18 protein-coding genes and 1 pseudogene are annotated in these 19,384 nt (G+C 60.7%); 7 read left to right on the forward strand and 12 right to left on the reverse strand.

Annotation, left to right across the window (positions count from 1 at the left end):
* Positions 1–252: 252 nt before the first annotated feature.
* On the reverse strand, positions 253–702 hold the full coding sequence (locus AC07E3_RS09915; RefSeq protein WP_065815337.1) for a GatB/YqeY domain-containing protein: 450 nt from the start codon (positions 700–702) through the stop codon (positions 253–255).
* Positions 703–1,110: 408 nt separating this feature from the next.
* On the opposite strand from AC07E3_RS09915, the gene carA reads away from it, so the two are divergent.
* The gene (carA, locus tag AC07E3_RS09920) at positions 1,111–2,310 is read left to right on the forward strand and encodes a glutamine-hydrolyzing carbamoyl-phosphate synthase small subunit (protein ID WP_336067761.1); all 1,200 of its coding nucleotides are present in this window, start codon (positions 1,111–1,113) and stop codon (positions 2,308–2,310) included.
* 53 nt (positions 2,311–2,363) lie between these two features.
* Here carA and AC07E3_RS09925 read toward each other — a convergent pair whose 3' ends face one another.
* The 4 genes from AC07E3_RS09925 to AC07E3_RS09940 all read right to left on the reverse strand — a co-directional run bounded on the left by AC07E3_RS09925 (position 2,364) and on the right by AC07E3_RS09940 (position 6,837).
* Positions 2,364–3,875: a VWA domain-containing protein gene (locus AC07E3_RS09925; protein WP_478361584.1), complete on the reverse strand. Its 1,512-nt coding sequence runs from the start codon at positions 3,873–3,875 to the stop codon at positions 2,364–2,366.
* A 163-nt stretch (positions 3,876–4,038) separates the two neighbouring features.
* Positions 4,039–4,554 (reverse strand): DUF2937 family protein, encoded by a 516-nt coding sequence (locus AC07E3_RS09930; protein ID WP_478361586.1) that lies wholly within the window; start codon positions 4,552–4,554, stop codon positions 4,039–4,041.
* A 45-nt stretch (positions 4,555–4,599) separates the two neighbouring features.
* On the reverse strand, positions 4,600–5,523 hold the full coding sequence (gene ypfJ, locus AC07E3_RS09935; RefSeq protein WP_223005898.1) for a KPN_02809 family neutral zinc metallopeptidase: 924 nt from the start codon (positions 5,521–5,523) through the stop codon (positions 4,600–4,602).
* Between the two features lie 141 nt (positions 5,524–5,664).
* A complete protein-coding gene (locus AC07E3_RS09940; RefSeq protein WP_478361588.1) occupies positions 5,665–6,837 on the reverse strand; it encodes an MFS transporter in 1,173 nt (390 codons plus the stop codon).
* Positions 6,838–7,009: 172 nt separating this feature from the next.
* On the opposite strand from AC07E3_RS09940, the gene AC07E3_RS09945 reads away from it, so the two are divergent.
* On the forward strand, positions 7,010–7,351 hold the full coding sequence (locus AC07E3_RS09945; RefSeq protein ID WP_336067750.1) for an ArsR/SmtB family transcription factor: 342 nt from the start codon (positions 7,010–7,012) through the stop codon (positions 7,349–7,351).
* Positions 7,352–7,375: 24 nt separating this feature from the next.
* On the opposite strand, the gene AC07E3_RS09950 is transcribed toward AC07E3_RS09945, so the two are convergent.
* Positions 7,376–8,128, reverse strand: a complete 753-nt coding sequence (locus AC07E3_RS09950) for a DUF4336 domain-containing protein (protein ID WP_223005901.1) — start codon at positions 8,126–8,128, stop codon at positions 7,376–7,378.
* Between the two features lie 290 nt (positions 8,129–8,418).
* Here AC07E3_RS09950 and carB point away from each other — a divergent pair, with 290 nt between their 5' ends.
* Entirely contained in the window at positions 8,419–11,916 is a 3,498-nt protein-coding gene (gene carB, locus AC07E3_RS09955) for a carbamoyl-phosphate synthase large subunit (protein WP_478361591.1), read from the forward strand.
* A gap of 482 nt (positions 11,917–12,398) precedes the next feature.
* Here the strand turns inward: carB and AC07E3_RS09960 are convergent, their stop codons facing one another.
* Positions 12,399–12,671 (reverse strand): hypothetical protein, encoded by a 273-nt coding sequence (locus AC07E3_RS09960; RefSeq protein WP_478361813.1) that lies wholly within the window; start codon positions 12,669–12,671, stop codon positions 12,399–12,401.
* Here AC07E3_RS09960 and AC07E3_RS09965 point away from each other — a divergent pair.
* Positions 12,640–12,870, forward strand: a pseudogene (locus AC07E3_RS09965) (cupin domain-containing protein); the annotation flags it as partial. The gene AC07E3_RS09960 and the pseudogene AC07E3_RS09965 overlap by 32 nt on opposite strands.
* Positions 12,871–13,042: 172 nt before the next feature.
* Here the strand turns inward: AC07E3_RS09965 and AC07E3_RS09970 are convergent.
* The 3 genes from AC07E3_RS09970 to AC07E3_RS09980 form a co-directional block, all read right to left on the reverse strand.
* A complete protein-coding gene (locus AC07E3_RS09970) occupies positions 13,043–13,852 on the reverse strand; it encodes an ABC transporter permease (RefSeq protein WP_478361593.1) in 810 nt (269 codons plus the stop codon).
* Complete coding sequence (locus AC07E3_RS09975) at positions 13,849–14,859, reverse strand: ATP-binding cassette domain-containing protein (protein ID WP_478361595.1); 1,011 nt, start codon at positions 14,857–14,859, stop codon at positions 13,849–13,851. Before AC07E3_RS09975 ends, AC07E3_RS09970 begins: the two co-directional genes overlap by 4 nt.
* A 169-nt stretch (positions 14,860–15,028) precedes the next feature.
* The gene (locus AC07E3_RS09980; RefSeq protein WP_478361597.1) at positions 15,029–15,658 is read right to left on the reverse strand and encodes a transglycosylase SLT domain-containing protein; all 630 of its coding nucleotides are present in this window, start codon (positions 15,656–15,658) and stop codon (positions 15,029–15,031) included.
* Between the two features lie 156 nt (positions 15,659–15,814).
* Between AC07E3_RS09980 and AC07E3_RS09985 the strand changes: the two genes are divergently transcribed.
* The 3 genes from AC07E3_RS09985 to AC07E3_RS09995 all read left to right on the forward strand — a co-directional run bounded on the left by AC07E3_RS09985 (position 15,815) and on the right by AC07E3_RS09995 (position 17,454).
* The gene (locus tag AC07E3_RS09985) at positions 15,815–16,369 is read left to right on the forward strand and encodes a methylated-DNA--[protein]-cysteine S-methyltransferase (protein WP_478361599.1); all 555 of its coding nucleotides are present in this window, start codon (positions 15,815–15,817) and stop codon (positions 16,367–16,369) included.
* A 181-nt stretch (positions 16,370–16,550) separates the two neighbouring features.
* Positions 16,551–16,808: a hypothetical protein gene (locus AC07E3_RS09990; RefSeq protein WP_478361601.1), complete on the forward strand. Its 258-nt coding sequence runs from the start codon at positions 16,551–16,553 to the stop codon at positions 16,806–16,808.
* A gap of 394 nt (positions 16,809–17,202) precedes the next feature.
* A complete protein-coding gene (locus AC07E3_RS09995) occupies positions 17,203–17,454 on the forward strand; it encodes a hypothetical protein (protein WP_478361603.1) in 252 nt (83 codons plus the stop codon).
* A 76-nt stretch (positions 17,455–17,530) separates the two neighbouring features.
* Here the strand turns inward: AC07E3_RS09995 and AC07E3_RS10000 are convergent, their stop codons facing one another.
* Both AC07E3_RS10000 and AC07E3_RS10005 read right to left on the reverse strand, forming a co-directional pair.
* Positions 17,531–18,391, reverse strand: coding sequence for an EAL domain-containing protein (locus tag AC07E3_RS10000; RefSeq protein ID WP_478361605.1), 861 nt, complete (start codon positions 18,389–18,391; stop codon positions 17,531–17,533).
* A 4-nt stretch (positions 18,392–18,395) separates the two neighbouring features.
* Positions 18,396–19,316 (reverse strand): EAL domain-containing protein, encoded by a 921-nt coding sequence (locus tag AC07E3_RS10005; RefSeq protein WP_478361607.1) that lies wholly within the window; start codon positions 19,314–19,316, stop codon positions 18,396–18,398.
* Positions 19,317–19,384 lie beyond the last annotated feature (68 nt).

Raw genomic sequence — 19,384 nt, forward strand, 5'->3', positions numbered from 1 at the left:
CATCTCGAGCGCTGTCTGTTCGGGGGCCGGTGTCTTCAACATGACCCAGTGAATCAAAAACCCCCGGCAAATGCCAGGGGTTTGTCAGCAGTCTGAGGGCGGCTCGGTTGAGCCGCCCTGAAAATTTCTCGAAAAATTTGTCCGTCTGCGTAGCGCATCGGACCGAAAAGTGGAAACCGGTTTTCGGGCTATTCCGATGCTCAATCAATAACTTAGATCGCCCTTTGTGCGTCCGGATGGACGCACGGCGATCTAGCGCAGCATGCCTTTGACGATGCCGCTGGCCTTGCCGAAATCCATGCGCCCGGGGAACTTCTCCTTGAGCACATTCATGCACCGGCCCATGTCACGAAGTCCGTCTGCGCCAACCTCATGAACCACCTGCGCGCAGGCCTGCTTCAGATCGTCTTCGCCGAGCGGCTTGGGCAGGAACTCGGTAATCACCGAGATTTCCTCGCGCTCCTGCTCGGCAAGCTCCAGACGATTGCCCTCTTCGAAGGCTTTCGCGGATTCCTGCCGCTGCTTGGCCATCTTGCACAGAATCTGCAGAATTTCCTCATCGCTCACGGGATCCTTGCCCGCCCCGCGATTGGCAATATCCCGGTCCTTGATTGCAGTCTGAACCAGACGCAGCGTTGAAATGCGGCGTTTGTCTTTCTGCTTGACGGCGTCGTTCAACGCCCTGGCGAGTTTCTCGCGCATCATAACACCTGTCTCCCGTCGCTAGGGACGAACATAGCTCCGGCCAACTCGCGAAGCAAGCGGCAACGCTCCAATAAGCCATTGGAAACATTGACATAAATAATTATTTGCGAGTGATTGACCGTTTTACAGCCTTTGCCTATTGTCCGCACCCTGCATGGACAATTTCCTTTTCGGCCTGAATCCACCGGCTCTCGCCATATCGCGGGCGCCATGTCGCGGATCCATTTCGCTGGGGCATATGGCCCATGCGAGACCGTCTTTCAAGCCCCCCATGCTTCTGCCCCCTTGCGTTCGACGGCAAAAAGTGAGAACCGGTCTGCTCGCAGATCATGTTAAGGAAACCTGAAGCGCGCGCCGGCCTCCTGCCCGCGACCGCCTTCAGGCACACGAATGATGGAGACCCCAATGGCGACCAAGACCGCCCCCTGGACCACGAGCCGGCCGACAGCCCTGATCGTGTTGGCCGACGGCACAGTGATCGAGGGCAAGGGCATGGGCGCCGGCGGAGAGGCAATCGGCGAGCTGTGCTTCAACACGGCCCTGACCGGTTATCAGGAAGTTCTCACCGATCCGTCCTATGCCGGCCAGATCGTCACCTTCACCTTCCCGCATATCGGCAATGTCGGCGCCAACGACGAAGACATTGAAGACCTCAATCCGGCTGCCCGTGCAGGCGCGGTCGGCGCCGTTTTCCGCGCCGATATCACGAACCCATCAAATTATCGTTCCAACGGTCATCTCGACGCCTGGCTGAAACGGCGCGGCCTTGTTGCCATCAGCGGCGTCGACACGCGCGCCCTGACCGCCCTCCTGCGCGAAAAGGGTGCAGCCAACGCCGTCATCGCGCACAGTCCCGACGGCACGTTCGATATCGAAGCGCTCAGGGCAAAGGCGCGCGAATGGTCGGGGCTCGTCGGCCTCGATCTCGCAAAGGAAGTCACCTCGGGCCAGACGCAGGGCTGGACGGAAACGCCCTGGGTCTGGGACGAGGGCTTCGGCGCGCAGGATGCGCCGACCCACCACATCGTCGCGGTCGACTATGGCGCAAAGCGCAACATCCTGCGCCTTCTGGCCGGCCTCGGCGCGAAAGTGACCGTGGTTCCCGCCAGGACCAGCGCCGCCGACATCCTCGCCATGCAGCCCGATGGCGTGTTCCTCTCCAACGGTCCGGGCGATCCGGCAGCCACTGCCGAATACGCCGTACCGATGATCCGCGAACTGCTTGAAACGGAAATCCCGGTCTTCGGCATCTGCCTCGGTCATCAGATGTTGGCGCTCGCACTCGGCGCCAAAACCGTCAAGATGCATCAGGGCCATCACGGCGCGAACCATCCGGTGAAGGATTTCACCACCGGCAAGGTCGAGATCGTTTCCATGAACCATGGTTTCGCGGTCGATGGCGACACGCTGCCGGAAGGTGTCGAGGAAACCCATGTTTCCCTGTTCGACGGCAGCAATTGCGGCCTGACGATCGTCGGCAGGCCCGTCTTCTCGGTCCAGCATCACCCGGAGGCGTCCCCCGGCCCCCAGGATTCTCACTATCTCTTCCGCCGCTTCGCCAATCTGATCCGTGAACGGCGGGGCGAGCCGGCTCTTGCCGAATAAGCAAAGGGCGGCCTCGGGCCGCCCTCTTCATTTTTTGCGTCTGCCTGCTTCGGTCAGGAAGAAAGACGCAGCTTCACGATCTGTTCGCCGATCTTGTCGAACACTTCCTTGAGCTGACGGCTCGAAGGTGTGTCAAAATACTGATCGGGCCGGCTCGCACAGGTGCGCATCATGTCATCCGTTCCGGTATCGCGGACCTCGAGCCGGATCGTGTAGATGTCGATGCCGCTCTTCTTGGCAAAATCGCAGGCCTCGATCGTCTTGTCGTTCATCAGCCTGGTGGATTTGCTGGAGCTGGCGTTGACCTCCCCGTCGAGGCGGCCCTCCACCATATAGCCAAAGCTCGTGTAGCGAGACCGAAGACGGTTGCGCAGAACGCCAAACGTGTTCGCACCGTCCGTCAGGACAACCATGACCTTGACCAGGCCATCCTCCGAATTCCCCGCAGGGAATGGCTCGTCCGGCGAGAGGACGCGTGCGCCCCAGGAAACGCCTTCCATGATGTTGGTGTTGCCCTCCGCCTCGAACTGCCTCACCTTCGACTTCAGCATCGCATAGTCGTTGGTGAGCGGCGTCAGCGGCTCGGAACTGCACATGTAGTTTGGCCCCGGGGCATCACGCTTTGGCTTGGGCTTCTTGCCACCCAGCACATTCCCCAGAAGATCGAAACCGTATTTACCAACCTTCTTCACTTTGCCCAGGACACTGTTGTCCAGAGGATCGACCGACGAGTCGAGATAATCGTTATAGAAGCGCTCTGAGCGATCCGTTTCCGGCTCATCGATCGCAAACGCAGGAACGAAAAGGCTGGCCGGGTCCCGACGGTCCGCAGGTGTTGCCGCCACGTCGTGCCGCGTGGTGCCATCGCGCATGCGTGTCTCGACGCAGCCCTTCCACTCGACGCCGAGACGGTTGTAGGCCTGGAAGCGGCTGATGCCGGTCTGAAGCTCGAGTTGGGGAACCTCGCTCTCCCCGTAAAGATCAAGCCAGGGCGCCCCTGTCCCCTCCTTCATCTTCCCCTTGTCGTCAAACTCCGGGCCATATTGCGGCCCCACATTCACAAAGGTCGAGAATGGCACAAGCGCAAAGCGCAGGCGCTCCTTGTTGTCCACCTGCGCGGAAATATTGTCGATCATTTCCTCGACGGCTTTTTTCATGTCGCGCAGCTTGCGCCCGCCCATGGAGCCGGTGGTGTCAAGCACCAGTGCGATTTCATATGAGACCAGGGCAACATCGGCCTGAGAGGCTGCATTGACCGGCATGGAATCCTTACCGAATATCCCGCCAAAGAGCAGGTCGACATCGACATTGGCCGTAACACGCACGGAGCGGCCATCGCGATCGACCTTTAGCGCATAGTATGTTTTGGGGAGATTGCCGTCGAGAAAGGAGCGCGCAATGCTCTCCGCCTCCGCATCGGAAATCTTCTTTCCCCTTTGCGCCACGGCCAGCGCCGCTGTATCGAGCGCATTCTGCAACTGCGAGTGCTCACGGCTCATATTCGAGTAATCCATGGCAAAGCCGGAAGCACCGACCAGCGCCATGGCCGACAGGGCCGTCATCATTGCGAAATTGCCAGACCTGTCGGTCCCAAAACGCCGACACAGAAGCGCGCCGGAGCGCAGTACGCATCCTAACCGAGAAATCATGTTGCCCACCCAAGCATTTTTTGTTGGCGGCAACCTAGTCTGCGGGTTTTAAGAACGCGTTAAACGGGTAGTTGCAATTCTACACGCGAAGATTGCGCGCCGGATAGTGCTTCCTCCGCCTGAAAGGCAGGCCGAGCAGCCACATGATGGAAAAGCCCAGGATCAGGCCCGCGCCGGTCCACACAAATCCGTGCAACGTGATGGGGATGGCCGGCTCAAAGTCCCGAAAGGCTCCCTGCAGGACAGGACCGTCGGGCGCACGCGCTACAACCAGAGGTCTGAGCACGGGCATGGCTTCGTCAAAGGCCTGTGACTGCCGCTCCAGATCGCCCAGGCGGCCGATGGCGGTCCGAACGGAGGCCGCGCGGTTCTGCAGGAAGGTGCTGCCCGTCTTTTCGTAGACCCGAATAGCGTTTTCGCGGCTCAGATTGTTGTTGGCCGCATCGGCATCGAAGGCTTCGATGACCTGCCTCAACTCGTCCTGGGCGCCGTTGAGCCGTTGTCTATACTGCTGGGAAAACTCAGGCGCCTGCGACGTGACCGCCCCGCAGACAACAGCCACAATAAGGCCGAGTATTCGTCCTAGTCCAAACATGTTCCGATCCACCTCTTGCGTGGTAGGGGAACGACTGGCCCAGGCCTAGATTGGCTCGTTGAACGTATCGCAATCGGCCAGCCGTCCGCTCTTGAGCCCCCGCGCAAACCATGTCCGCCGCTGCTGCGACGTGCCATGGTTGAAGCTTTCCGGCACCACGTAACCCTGGGTGCGGCGTTGCAGCGTATCGTCGCCAATCTGGTTGGCCGCATTCAGCGCTTCATCGATATCGCCATCTTCGAGCAGCCCTTTCTGGGCCGTGTAATGTGCCCAGATACCGGCGAAGCAGTCGGCCTGCAGCTCGACACGGATCGACATGGCGTTGGCCTCGGCCTGGCTCATGCGCTGCCGCATCTGATTGAAGCGCGGCAAAATGCCGGTCACGTTCTGCACGTGGTGCCCCACCTCATGCGCAACCACATAGGCCTGTGCAAAATCGCCCGAAGCATCGAAGCGGCGCGCGAGCTGATCGAAGAAACCGAGATCGAGATAAACCTTCTGGTCGCCCGGACAATAAAACGGGCCAGTCGCTGCCGAGGCGAAGCCACAGGCAGAGCGCACGGAATCGGTAAAAAGAACCATGGCCGGTTCCTTGTAGTCGAGCCCCTGGGATTCGAAAATGCCATTCCAGGTGTCTTCCGTTTCGGCCAGCACGACGCTCACGAACTGCTTCATCTCATCGCTGGCACCGCTGGTGCCCTGCTGCTGTGTGGTGGTCGTCTGGTTGCTCCCACCGGGCCCGCCGGCCAGCATCTCCAGCGGGTCGATACCGCAGGCGCGCAGGGCGAAGAAGAGCACGACCAGAACGATGATACCGGAGAGGCCGCCGCCGGCACGTCTGCCGCCTCCCATAGGCAGCCTTATACGCCCGCCGGACCGGCCAAATCCGCCAGGAAACGACCCTCCGCCTCCCGAACGACCCCTGCGGTCCTCGACATTGCTGCTTTGGCGACGACCCTTCCAGCGCATACGTGCAATTCCCAGTTGCCTTCAATAGATGATAGTTATCGGCTTATACACCAGAAGGCCAGAGGTTGTTTCCCGGCTCGCGGAGGAGGCGGCAACGTCCTGCCGGCGATTTTTGCATCGCCAGCAGGAACGTCGAGCGTCTCAGGCAGCAGACACCGCGCCGTGCGTCCTGCGCCCGCGTCGAACAAAGGCAAGCGCAAGCAACGGGAAGATGGCCGCGACCAGACCGAGTTCCCAGACCTGCCCGAATTCCAGCACGCGCCCGCCAATGAGCGTACCCAGTCCAATGCCGAAATAGATGGCTGATGCGTTGAGTGCCAGCGTCAGCCCCGCCACGTCCGGTGCATACCCCACCAGCCGGCTCGCCTGGGCGGGCGGAAAGGTCCAGCCGAGAAAACCCCACGGCACCAGAAGCGCGATGAGAAGCGGTGCAGCGACCGTGTCGGGCACAAACAGCATGATGGCGCTGAAAACGACGGCGAAGAGAGAAGCAAATAGCATGGACCCGACCACGACGCGGGTCGCGCCGATCCGGTCAGCCAGCCGCCCGCTCGCATAATTGCCGAGAATGGCGCCGCATCCGTAAGCCAAAAGCACTGCGGGCAGATAACCCGGTGTCAGCCCCACCCCATCGATGGCGATCGGGCCCAGATAGGCGATGATTGTGAACCCTCCGGTCAGATAAAGCAGGGTGACCGCAATCGCCCGCGCGACGCCCGGGCGTCGGATCACCAAAAGTCTCTCTCCCAGCGGCGTGTGCGAACCGTCGAGATCGCGCGGCAACTTCCACCAGAGCGCTAGAAGGCAAAGAAACCCCACACCGGAGAGCCCCAGAAAGGTTCCACGCCAGCCAACGTAATGCGCCAGCAGCGAGCCGGAGGGCGCTCCAAAAGCCAGCGCAAAGGTGGTTCCGCCCACAACGACGGCAATCGCCGCAGCGCGGCGTTCCGGGCCGGCAAGCGCGACGGCCGCGGCCTGTGCGGTTGCCGCGAACAGTCCGCCCGCCATGCCAATCACGATCTGCGCAGCAAACAGCGTCCCGAAGCCGCCACTTGCGGCAGCCGTCAGATTGCCCGCGACGAACGCCATCATGGCCATGGCAATGACCCGGCGCCGGTTCATCGCGCCGGTCAGCGCCGAGAGAATGGGGGTGCCGATCGCATAGGCAAGCGAGTAGGCAGAAACGAGATAGCCTGCCTCGGCGACCGTTGCCCCCGTATCAGAGGCAATCAATGGCAAAAGGCCGGCGAAGACGAAAGCGACCGTGCTGACGGCAAAGGCACCGAGCGCCAGCAGGAAGAGACGCTTATCCATGGGGAAAATCCTTTAGTTCAAAATCCATTGAACTTTTGAACTAAACCTGCCCGATGTCAACCTCGGATCGCGTCGATCCTGTCGGTTCCTGCCTTTGCGTTAACGCAGCGGATGGCGCCCGGGCCACGGCGAACGGCTTGCATCCTGCCTGCGAAAGCTTAGTGTTCAGGACATGTTACAGCATCCAACCGTAGATCAGATATCACTGCCCCAAGTGCTTGCCGTCCTTGGCGATCAGACGCGACTGGCCATCCTGGGCGACCTCGCCAGACGTGGTGACGAACCACTCGCCTGCGCGGAGTTCAAGCTGTTGGGCTCGAAATCGAATCTGTCCTATCATTTTGCGAAACTGCGCGAGGCTGGCGTCATCCGTGTCGAGCCGTGCGGCACGAAAAGGCTGATCTCGCTGCGCAAGGACGATCTCAATGCGCGTTTTCCGGGGCTTCTCGATTCCATTCTCGCCACCGCGGTCACCCTGCCCCCACCCGAAAAGCGGATCGAACAGGCCGTCTGACCCCGGTGCCGCGCCGGCGCGGTGCTATCCGTCGAGCAACCAGTCGAAAGACCGTTTCAAAGCCGTCGTGCCGTCGCGCTCGAACCACCGCCCGTGAGCGATGATCACGCGTTCAGGCGCCCAGCCAATCATGGTTTCTACCGCCTGTTTCAAAGCCGGCCGCTGCTTTGCGAAAGTCAGCCGCATATCGCGCGGCATCGCGCCATGCGGGGCCAGCACACCGCCCAGCCGCGCCATGATGCGCCGCCACCAGTTGAGTTTCTCTGCTTCGAAATTCTCGATGAAATCCGTCAGAACGAGCGTCCGGCTTCCAATATGGAAAAACTCCACCTCGGTCATGAAGCTTCCAGAGATTGGCAGGGTGCGAATCTCGGCATCCCAGGGATAACCGCTGTCTCCCGTGAGTTCGCGGGTCGGGAAGTCGATATGCCCTCCGGCCTGTTCGCGGATGCGTGGCGCCATCCAGATTTCCGCCTCTGGATATGCCCCCCGCCAGAATGGCACCCACCAGTAGTGGATGCGGTTCGGCGCCACGATGTACCGGACGGGTCCGAGCGCATCCATCCCGGCACGCAAATCCTCCGTCATATGCGTCGGGGAGTGCACGAACAGTCCGCCATCGTTAAGCCGGAAAACCGTCATGCGTGTGGGGAACGGCATTTTGAGCCCGGGCGGTCCGAACGGAATCGTAGGTCCGTCGACGATCCAGACACCTTCCGTCACCGGTTTCAGTGTGTTGAGCGGCGGATAGGTTGCCGTCTCCCGGGGCGCTCCCATAACAACTCCCAAACGATTTCAAACATACTCGAGGTATGGGCTTCGCGCGGAGAATCGCGCCTGCTCAGCCCTATTTTACGTCGCACTACGGTGTCACCCGTCCACAGCGAACGCAAGTTTCCGGCCATGATGGGCGCCCGTGTCCATTGGTAGCGTTGAAATCGTCATTTTCGGGGTTCCGTCAGGGCCGCCCATTGCCTATAAGGCGCGCCTAGCCCGACAATTTTTGCCCGGCCTGCGCGCGGCATCCCGCCCGTGCGGCGTCGGCTCACACGCGCGAGTGATCTTTCATGCCAAAACGCACCGACATCAAGTCGATCCTGATCATCGGGGCCGGCCCCATCGTCATCGGCCAGGCCTGCGAGTTCGACTATTCCGGCACCCAGGCCGTCAAAGCGCTGCGAGAAGAGGGCTACCGAGTCATTCTGGTGAACTCCAACCCGGCCACCATCATGACCGACCCGGAGCTTGCCGACGCCACCTATATCGAGCCGATCACGCCGGAAGTGGTTGCCAAGATCATCGCCAAGGAACGGCCCGACGCGCTTCTCCCCACCATGGGCGGCCAGACCGCGCTCAACACCGCGCTCAGCCTGCGCCGCATGGGCGTTCTGGAGCGTTACAATGTCGAGATGATCGGCGCCCAGCCCGAAGCCATCGACAAGGCGGAGGATCGTTCGCTGTTCCGCGAGGCGATGGCCAAGATCGGGCTCGAAACGCCGCGTTCGATGCTTGCCAACGCCTCCGACGTCAAAAATGCCGACCGCCAGAAACATGAGGCAAAGCGCAGGGAGCTCAAGGAGAAATTCTCCGGCGACGCGCTCGATACGGCGCTGGACGATCTTGAAAACGAATGGAACCTCGGTGAGAGCGACCGCAAGCAGCGCTACATGAACCACGCCATGGGCGTGGCCGCCCAGGCGCTCGACTTTGTCGGTCTGCCTGCCATCATCCGCCCCTCCTTCACGCTGGGCGGCACGGGCGGCGGCATTGCCTACAACCGCGAAGAGTTCTTCGAAATCGTCTCGTCGGGCCTCGATGCCTCTCCCACCACCGAAGTTCTGATCGAGGAATCCGTCCTCGGCTGGAAGGAATATGAGATGGAAGTGGTCCGCGACCGCGCGGACAACTGCATCATCATCTGCTCCATCGAGAACGTCGATCCGATGGGCGTGCACACGGGCGATTCCATCACCGTCGCCCCTGCCCTGACACTGACGGACAAGGAATATCAGATCATGCGCAACGCATCGATTGCGGTGCTGCGCGAGATCGGTGTGGAGACCGGTGGCTCGAACGTTCAGTTCGCCGTCAATCCGGAGAATGGCCGTCTCGTCGTCATCGAGATGAATCCGCGCGTGTCGCGCTCCTCCGCGCTTGCCTCCAAGGCGACCGGGTTCCCCATCGCCAAGGTCGCGGCCAAGCTCGCCGTCGGCTACACGCTGGACGAACTGGAAAACGACATCACCGGCGGAGCGACGCCTGCCTCCTTCGAGCCGTCCATCGACTATGTGGTCACCAAGATCCCGCGCTTCGCCTTTGAGAAGTTCCCGGGCTCCAAGCCTGTTCTCTCCACCGCGATGAAGTCGGTGGGTGAGGTCATGGCCATCGGCCGCACCTTTGCCGAATCCTTCCAGAAGGCGCTGCGCGGTCTTGAGACGGGCTTGACCGGCCTCGATGAGATCGAGATCCCCGGCTACGATCCGGAAGGCGATCCGTCGGAAAACAAGAACGCCATTCGCGCGGCCCTCGGCACGCCCACGCCCGACCGCCTGCGCATGGTGGCCGAGGCCATCCGCCTCGGCACCAGCCTCGAAGACGTCCACGCCATGTGCCGCATCGACCCGTGGTTCCTGGAGCAGATTGCAGCGATTCTCGCCATGGAAGAGCGGGTGCGCGAGCATGGCCTGCCGGAGGATGCGGAAAACCTGCGTCTGCTGAAGTCCATGGGCTTCTCGGATGCGCGCCTCGCGTCGCTCACGAAGAAAGAGACGGAAGAGATTCAAAAGAAACGCCATTCCCTTGGCGTGCACCCGGTCTACAAGCGCATCGACACCTGCGCAGCGGAGTTCGCGGCCCCCACCGCCTATATGTACTCGACCTATGAGCTGCCCTTCGCCGGCGCAGTCGCAGACGAAGCCCGCGTCTCCGACCGCAAGAAGGTGGTGATCCTCGGCGGCGGCCCCAACCGTATCGGCCAGGGCATCGAGTTCGACTATTGCTGCTGTCATGCCACCTTCGCGCTGGCCGACGCCGGCTATGAATCGATCATGGTCAACTGCAACCCGGAGACGGTTTCCACCGACTACGACACCTCCGACCGCCTCTATTTCGAACCGCTGACGCCTGAGGACGTGCTCGAAATCCTGCGCGCCGAACAGGCCGCGGGCACGCTGCACGGCGTGATCGTGCAATTCGGCGGCCAGACGCCGCTCAAACTTGCCGACGCGCTTGAAAAAGCCGGCATCCCGATTCTCGGCACCGCGCCCGACATGATCGATCTGGCCGAAGACCGCGACCGCTTCCAGAAGCTTCTCATCAAGCTGGGCCTCAAGCAGCCGAAGAACGGCATCGCCTATTCGGTGGAACAGGCGCGCGTCGTGGCGTCCGAACTCGGCTTCCCGCTGGTCGTGCGCCCGTCCTACGTTCTGGGTGGCCGCGCCATGCAGATCATCCACAACGAGACCATGCTGCAGACCTATCTGCTCGATACGGTGCCGGGCCTCGTACCCGAGGAAATCCGCCAGAAGTATCCGGCCGACAAGACGGGCCAGATCAACACGCTTCTGTCCAAGAACCCGCTCCTCTTCGACACCTACCTCACCGAAGCGGTCGAAGTGGATGTGGACTGCCTTTCGGACGGCGGCCAGACCTATGTTTCGGGCATTATGGAGCACATTGAGGAAGCGGGCATTCACTCCGGCGATTCCGCCTGCTCCCTGCCCGTTCACTCTCTCGACGAGGGCCTTGTCGCAGAACTGGAACAGCAGACCGCGGCCCTCGCCCGCGCGCTGAAGGTCGGCGGCCTGATGAACGTACAGTACGCCGTCAAAAACGGCGAGATCTACGTGCTCGAGGTCAACCCCCGCGCCTCGCGCACGGTTCCCTTCGTCGCCAAGACCATCGGCCGCCCCATCGCCAAGATCGCCGCCCGCATCATGGCAGGTGAAACACTGGAAAACGCCTTCGCCCACTACGGTACGATGCCGAACGCGCGCGACCTCGGTCATATCGCGGTCAAGGAAGCCGTCTTCCCCTTCGCCCGTTTCCCCGGCGTCGACACGCTGCTCGGGCCGGAGATGAAATCCACCGGCGAGGTGATGGGTCTCGACACCGATTATGCGCTCGCCTTTGCCAAGGCGCAGCTCGGTGCCGGCGTCGACCTGCCGCGCGAAGGAACCCTGTTCGTGTCGGTGCGAGACGACGACAAGGCCCGCGTCCTGCCGGCCGTCAAGCGGCTCGCCGATGCCGGCTGGCATGTGCTGGCCACCGGTGGCACGGCCCGTTTCCTGCGCGAAAACGGCATCGAAGCCGAGAAGATCAACAAGGTTCTGGAAGGCCGCCCGCACATCGAGGACGCCATCCGCAACCGTCAGGTTCAACTCGTCTTCAACTCCACAGACGGCCAGAAGGCCATGTCGGACTCCAAATCGCTGCGCCGCGCGACGCTGATGCAGAAAGTGCCCTATTACACAACCATGGCAGGTGCGGAAGCTGCCGCCGAAGCCATTGTCGCATTGAAGGCCGGCAGCCTCGAAGTGCGCCCGCTGCAGAGCTACTTCATCTGAAAGGCAGAGCAGCACGAGCGCAGCCGCCCCGCTGAGAGCGATTCCAGGAAAAGTGGAAACCGGCCTTCCATCTGGAGTTACGTGAAAACAAACGGTTAGACCGCTTCATCGATTCCGTGAAACGCTGAAGCGGTCTGGGCCCGGCGGCTGCGCCTCGCCTTGAAATCCCGCACCTCATACCAGGTGCGAACGGCGCCGATGCCGCGCCGTGTACGCCTGACGCGCCTTCCATTCGCGGTTCTCCCATACCCTTCGATAACCTCACGCGCGGCGACAGGGCGAGCGCGATAGGGACCCATTGCCGAATTGATACAATTCGACTGGTATGAGCAGATAAACAATAATACCACTTCATCATAAACAACGTGACTGCATGAATCTCAGGATAATATTGTTTTTAATATAAAAAAAACTCTCTAACGCACACCCATGAGAACAGATGTTTACGTAGTAAACAAAAACATCAAATCCGAACATCCCGGCTAATCGTCAACAGCGTTGGCACGGCATTCACGAAACCAGAGCGCCTGCCAGACTGTCGGAGCACGAGATCGGGGCCGGTATTGCAGCGCCCCGTGCATATTTTGAGCACCAAGGACTTTTGCAATGAAGCCATTTTTGAGAATTGCCCTGCCTCTTTTCGCGTTGTCGGCTGTGGTTGCGGCCTGCTCGGATCTGGCATCGCTCAAGAAGAAGATCGTTTCCTTCACCGCATCGGAACTCGTGTGGATCGAGATCCCGGATTCGGGCGGCATCAGATATGCCAATGTCCGCGGCGACCTGGCGGGCGACGGCCCCTATGAGGCTTTCGTCCTGTTCCCCGCCGGCAAGGACAACCCGTATCACTATCACACCCGGTCCATCCCGACGGTGGTGTTAAAGGGCACATTTTACGTCGTGATCGACGGTCAGCGGACGGAGTATCCGGCAGGTTCGTTCTACGATCTGCCGGGGCACCTGAAGCACTTCAGCGGTTGCGCTGATGGCGTCGACTGCCTCCTTTTCCAGTATCAGGACAGGGGGTTTGACCTTGTCCCGCAGCGGGAAGAGAACGAGGCTCATTTAATGAAGTCCGAGCGCGCCCCCGCGGGGGCGCGCTCAATTTCCACTCTCGAAAACGCGACAGCTAACTGCGCCGGTAAAGCCACAAAACGAGTGGCGACAGCACGATTGTCAAAAGTGCCGGCGCAACAAGCGCAAGCACCACATCGCCCCCTGTGGCCGTTCCGCTCATCAGCCCCCGCAGGGCCGTCGTCATGTGCGACACGGGGTTCCGCACCACAAACGCCTCCAGCCAGCCCGGCATGGTTTCCGGACGCACCATGATGTTGGAGGCGAACACCAGCGGAAAGATGAATGTGAAACCGATGGTCATCACGGTCATCGGTGTGCGGATCAGCAATCCGAGCACGATGAAAATCCAGCCGACACCAAACCCGATGGCGATCAGAAGCACAAAGGACGCGACAACCCCCGCGATCCCCGCTTCCGGGCGATAGCCCAGCACAAGTCCCACGGTGAGAATGATCAGCCCCGCAATGGTGTGACGCAGAACATCGCCCACCATAAGCCCCGCAAAGGGCGAAAGGGACCAGATGGGCAGTGAGCGAAAGCGCTCAAACAGGCCCTTGGAGAGGTCCGTCGACAGACCCATGCCGGAATAGACAGAGTTGAAGACCACGGTCTGCACCAGAATGCCGGGCAGGAAGAATTGCAGATAGTCGCTCGTGGACCCGGCCAGCGCGCCACCGAAAACGAATGTGAACAGCAGCGTGAACATGAGGGGCGTCATGATCAGGTCGAAAAGTTGTTCAGGCACGTGCTTGAATTTCAGCACCGCCCGCCAGCCAAAGGTCAGTGCATTGGAAATTGCGGACGGCCGGGGTGGCCGCGCAAGGTTGGACAGCATTGCCGGGCCGTTTTCCAAGGAACTCATGATGCCTCTCCCCCGGTCTCTTCCTCCATGGGCTGGCCGGTGAGTGCGAAAAACACCTCATCCAGGCTCGGTGAGCCCATAGAAAAGTCGGAAAGTTCTATCCCCGCTGAAATCAGCGACGCAAGCGCTTCGTTGGCGGCTCTGGTCGAGCCGGCGACTACGGAAAGCTGGGCGCCTTCGGCGCTGCGCTGCACGGTCGCGCTCAATGTCCGCTCCAGAATGGCCTCCGCCTCGTCCAGCCGTCCGTTGTCGGCAAGCGCAACATGGAGGAAGCCGGAGCCGATGGCCGATTTGAGCTCCCGGCTCGTGCCTTCAGCGATTTTGCGGCCACGATCAATAACGGCGATACGCGCGGCCAGCTGATCGGCCTCCTCAAGATACTGCGTCGTCAGAAGGATCGTTACGCCCGACTGAGCGAGCGCGCGGATCATTTTCCAGACGCCCTGCCGCGCTTTCGGATCGAGCCCCGTCGTGGGTTCGTCGAGGAACAGGACGCCCGGTGTGACGATCAGCGAAGCGGCAATATCGAGCCGCCTCCGCATCCCGCCGGAATAGGACTTGACCTGTTTTCTGGCTGCATCCGAGAGCTCGAAAGCTGCAAGCAGCTCATCCGCTCTCGCCTTGGCAAGACTGCCTGAAAAGCCCCAGAGCCGGGCGAGCATGACAAGGTTTTCACGACCCGTCAGGTCTTCGTCGAGCGAGGCAAACTGCCCCGTCAGCGCAATAACGCCTCTCACCGCCTGCGGGTCTGAAACAACATCGTGCCCCATGACAGTTGCGGAACCGCTATCCGGACGCGCGAGTGTGGCGAGCAGGCGGATCAGCGTGGTCTTGCCCGCACCATTTGGCCCCAGAATGCCGAAGATCATGCCCCGCGGGACATCCAGATCGATGCCGTCCAGCGCCATGACGTCTCCATAGCGCTTGGCCAATCCGCGCACGGAAATCGCAAGAGGCAATGTGTCGTGGGCGACCGGCATGGTGCCCACCGGGTTCAAATCGTTCATGCGTAATCCTCCGGGCAGCCGTTTCCCATCACTGCAAGACAGATCACTGCAAGACGGATCCGCCAGGCAGTATCCGACAGCGCGGAGACATACACCAATCCAGAGTTCGTCAGAACCGGATTATCGAGCGCGCTCGAACGCTGCTGACAACTACCGCCGAGGCAACATTTCAGTTGCGCAGCCCGGTTTCCCGGAGCAGTCCCTTGCGCTTGGCATCGTAGTAATAGCCGCTGGCATAAAAACGCACCGCGCGATCTTCGTTTCCACCGGCGGTGATATACGCGCCACGGAGGTATTTGACCGCATATTTCAGATTGGTCTCGGCATCCAGCAAACCGGAAGCAGGGCCGCGATAGCCCATGGTCTGCGCCGTATCATGACGAATCTGCATCAGCCCCCAATAGATGCGGTTGCGGGCCGTCGGATTAAAATTGCTCTCCCGCTTCACGACCCTGCGCACCAGCCGCTCAGGCACTTCATAGATGCCGGCATACCGAGCGATCAGCGCATCGAGCTCGGCGCTGCGCGGAGCAACGGGGTCCACACTTGCGCCGGCTTCCAGTGCCGTCAGCGCGGCGGAAGGCGGACGCTGGCCGGCAAACGCTTCAGGGCTTACGTCTTCATCGGAGATCGCGGCATCCTGCTCTGCGACCAGGCTGTTCGCAACAACCGCCGCATCGGCGCTGCTTTCGGTGGCATCGGCTTTGGCCTGACCATCGCTCCCGGTCGTTGTGCAACCGGCCATGGATGGCAGGACGATCACGAGACCGATAACGAACATTCGGGAAAACAATGGCAAGGCGCATTCCTTCGATAAGATCATCCCCACCCGCGCGCCTTCTATCGTGCTACGCAAAGCGTGGCAATCTCATGTCAGGACAATGCCCGTTCACTCTTTGTACCATAGTATTTCCATGCTAGAAGCAGCATTGAAAACAGTGTGGTTGGGTGCGCCATGACCTCCAGTGCTTATCACGTGTTCGAAACGGCCTTTGGCTTTTGCGGTGCAGGCTGGAGCGAAGCGGGGCTTGCGCGCTTCATTCTTCCCACGCCCGAGGCAGAACCTGTCGAACGATTGCTGAAACAGCGCCTGCCGGATTCCAGAGCCACTCAGCCGGCCGGCGCAATGGCCGATCTTGTGGCAGCCGCACGGCGCTATTTCGACGGCGGTCAGGAAGACTTTTCCAGCGTGCCTCTCGATCTTTCAGGCGTCAGCCCGTTTCACCGTGCGCTCTACACCGCCATGCGGCGCCTCGCCTATGGCGAAACAACAACCTATGGCGCGCTTTGCGAAAGCGTCGGATTTCCGAAAGCCACCCGGGAAACGGGCGCAGCCATGGGCCAGAATCCCATCCCCCTCATTATCCCCTGCCACCGCGTGCTTGCCGCCGGCGGCAGGATCGGCGGATTTTCCGCCCATGGCGGCATCACCACAAAGCAGAAAATGCTCGCACTGGAAAACGCTCGCTCGCCGAACGCGGTTCCTGCGCAGGGGGTCTTTTCATTCTAGCTGGGGTTGAATCCCGCACCTTGCACGCGAGCGCGGAGCGCGCATAATAAATGCGATTCGGGTGGCCCCGGTGATTAATGGGGACAGCCACAATCTTGCCGCCAATCGGTCGATTTATCGGCGGTATTTCTGTCCAGCGTTGGGTTCGTTGCGTCCGTGATTTTCAATCGGCGAGAATACCATGCTCCAATCTACCGACAATGGAATCAAAAATCGCCTGACTGAACCGTCGGCGATGATCGCAGAGGTCAAGCGCCTGCTCACGAAAGGCGTTGCGATGGACCAGATCGCTCCAGAACTGTCGAAGCAGTTCTATATCGACATCGACCTTCTCAATGCGGTGTTGCGCGCGATGCGCAAGAAGATGGCTGCCGGAAAGATGGACGAAAACGGCAAAGCTCAACCCCCGACCGGCATCAGCGACAAAGCCGCGGCCTGAACAAATCCGACACAATATTCGTGCAATTTGTGTCGAATTTTCCCGACACCGAACACCGTTTCAAAATCCCTCTCTGGTAGCAACGGAAGAACAGACACAACCCGTTGCACAAATTTGCACCAGAATCAGGAGAGGACGCTTCGTGTTGCTCGGAAATATATTGAACCTTCCACAGATCGACAGGTATACGCCACCGGTCAGACAGCCGGACACCCAGGACCCTGCTTCTCCGTCGAATGGGACGACGCAGCCCCAACCGGCCGATGGGGAAACCACGGGCTCCAGCGGTTCTTCGGGTCAGGCGCAGCCCCCCGCGAACACATCCGGCGAGGGCCAGTCCCACACATCTTCAAGCGGCTCTGCCGCCGTGGAAAGCAGATACCGTGTCTCCTCGATGAACAGGTTGCCCGAAGAGCCCGAAGACGGCGTCAGGAGCGAAGCCTGGGCGAGACGCGCAGCGCTTGAGGTTCAGAAAAACGAACAATTCGCGTCCATGCTGCAGCGCATTTCCAGCCCGGAATCCGCCGCCCGGATCGCCCTTCTCCACAATGATCCCGAGAATGGTACAGATCTTTCCTCCGTGGCCGCCGCCTATCGCGAAAACCAGGATCACCCGTCGGCTACACACGGCAGCTCCGAAAACTGACGACAGGACAGAAGCCCGGCCTTGTCGGGCTTCTGCTTTTTCAGGGCTTCGTCCGCGAGAGAGAAGCAGGCCAGCCTCACCGCCATCCCTGCCTCAACGAGACAACGACCTTCCGGGGATCGCGGAGCACCCGCGCAGCATTTAGCGGGCGCAGATCCATAACAGAGCCTGCCTCCTTTGGCCTGGCAAGCAGGTTACCCTGCACGAGATCGGCACCGACCGACATCGCCGCCAGAAGATGGACCGGGTCCTCGAGCCCCTTGATCGAAACCCTGATGCCAGCGCGCTGGAGGTTTTCCGCCATCTGGCGCATCAATCGCACCGCGGACGTAGTTTTTGCCACACGGCGAAACCATGAACCGTCGACGTTCACGATGTCGGGCTGAACCCGGTCGACAGTTTCAAGAACGTCAGGCTGCCCCCCAAAACCGTCCACCGCTATGCGAACGCCCGCCGACCGTATCGTCTCGAGAAACCGGCTGGAAATCCCCTGATCATCCGGCCCCGTGCCCGACACGCAGAACACCAGTGACCGCGGAGAAAGGGCCGTCTCCGCAAGCCGGGCGAATGCAAGTGCCAGATGATCCAGCGCTTTGGGCCCGCGAAGCAGAGCCGGCCCGAACGGAAGATGAAGCGAGAGGCTCTCCTGCCCGGTATGAAGATGATTTCCGATATGCATCAGATTGCAAAGGGACTGTAGTTCTCCCTCTGCGACGCTGTCGGCGGAGGAGAAAAGCACTTCCGGTTTCACTGGTCTGAAGTCGACCAGCGGCAATACCGACGCCTCAAGGCCCTCCGGCATCAGCCTGCCGGACGATATCCGGAAAACAGGCTGATAGAGGGAACGGAGCCGGTAGACCCCGTACACACCCGTCTCCAGACCGATTTCATCGGCGATAAGCGCACCGCAGACCGGGGATGCAGATCGTCCTGGCATCTTTCTAGGTTCCACGGCGACCGAAGGTGCGTCCGCTTCTGTTCGGCGAAACATCGCGCATGGTCGTTTCGGCCTTGCCCTGCTCCAGGCGCTCCGCCGTGCCGGCGAGTGCCCGTCGACGCTCGCTCTCGCGCGCAGCCTCGAACTCTTCGAACGCACCTGGAGCCAGTTGCGGTCGGGCAAGCGCGAACCCCTGAACCATGGAGACACCGCAGCTTTCGGCGAGCTCAAGCTGCTGGCCGGTTTCAATTCCCTCGAAAACGGTGCGAATGCCCTTCTCGGAGAAGGCGCGGACCATTTCGGTCAACATGGCAACGCCGGGGGCGGATGCCAGAAGATGGCCCGTCCACGCGCCATCGAACTTGACGATGTCAGGTCCCAGAGCCTCGATGCGCTTGAGGTCGGAACTGTCTGCTCCGTAGTCATCAACTGCGACCCGGTGCCCATATCCCTTAAGCGCCTGCACAAAGCCGAGAAGTGTCTCGTCCGATCCCGTTTCCTGTTCGGTGATTTCACACACAACGCGCTCGGCCGTGATGCCGGAATCTTTCAGAACAACCTGAACATCGCGCAGGGCACTTGCCGCAGACGCGGCATCGACGAAATGCGATGGGTCGAAATTGACGAAAAGCGATGCGGTTTCACTGAGACTGACACCGGCGTTGAGAAGATGCAGCGTTCTTGCAAGCGCTTCGACCTGAAAGCGGTCGACCTCGGGAATGCTGGAAAAAAACGTTCCAGGGCCTACCGGCCGCTCATCCCGAAAGGGGCGGATCAACCCCTCATAGGCGGTCACGAGAAGACGGCCTTCACGAAAGGAGAAAATCGGCTGAAAGGCGGATTTCAATGTGTAACCGCCCCAGATGCCCACAGCCGTCCCGTCATCCTGGCGGGCGATGTGGGCGAGGCCGATGCTGCGCGGCATACTGCGCTTCCTCAAGTCTCGTCATTCATGGGGCTTAAAATGCCAGCAAACGCCTTTATTCGCCGTTA

The sequence above is a fragment of the Nitratireductor lacus genome (genome assembly GCF_056431025.1).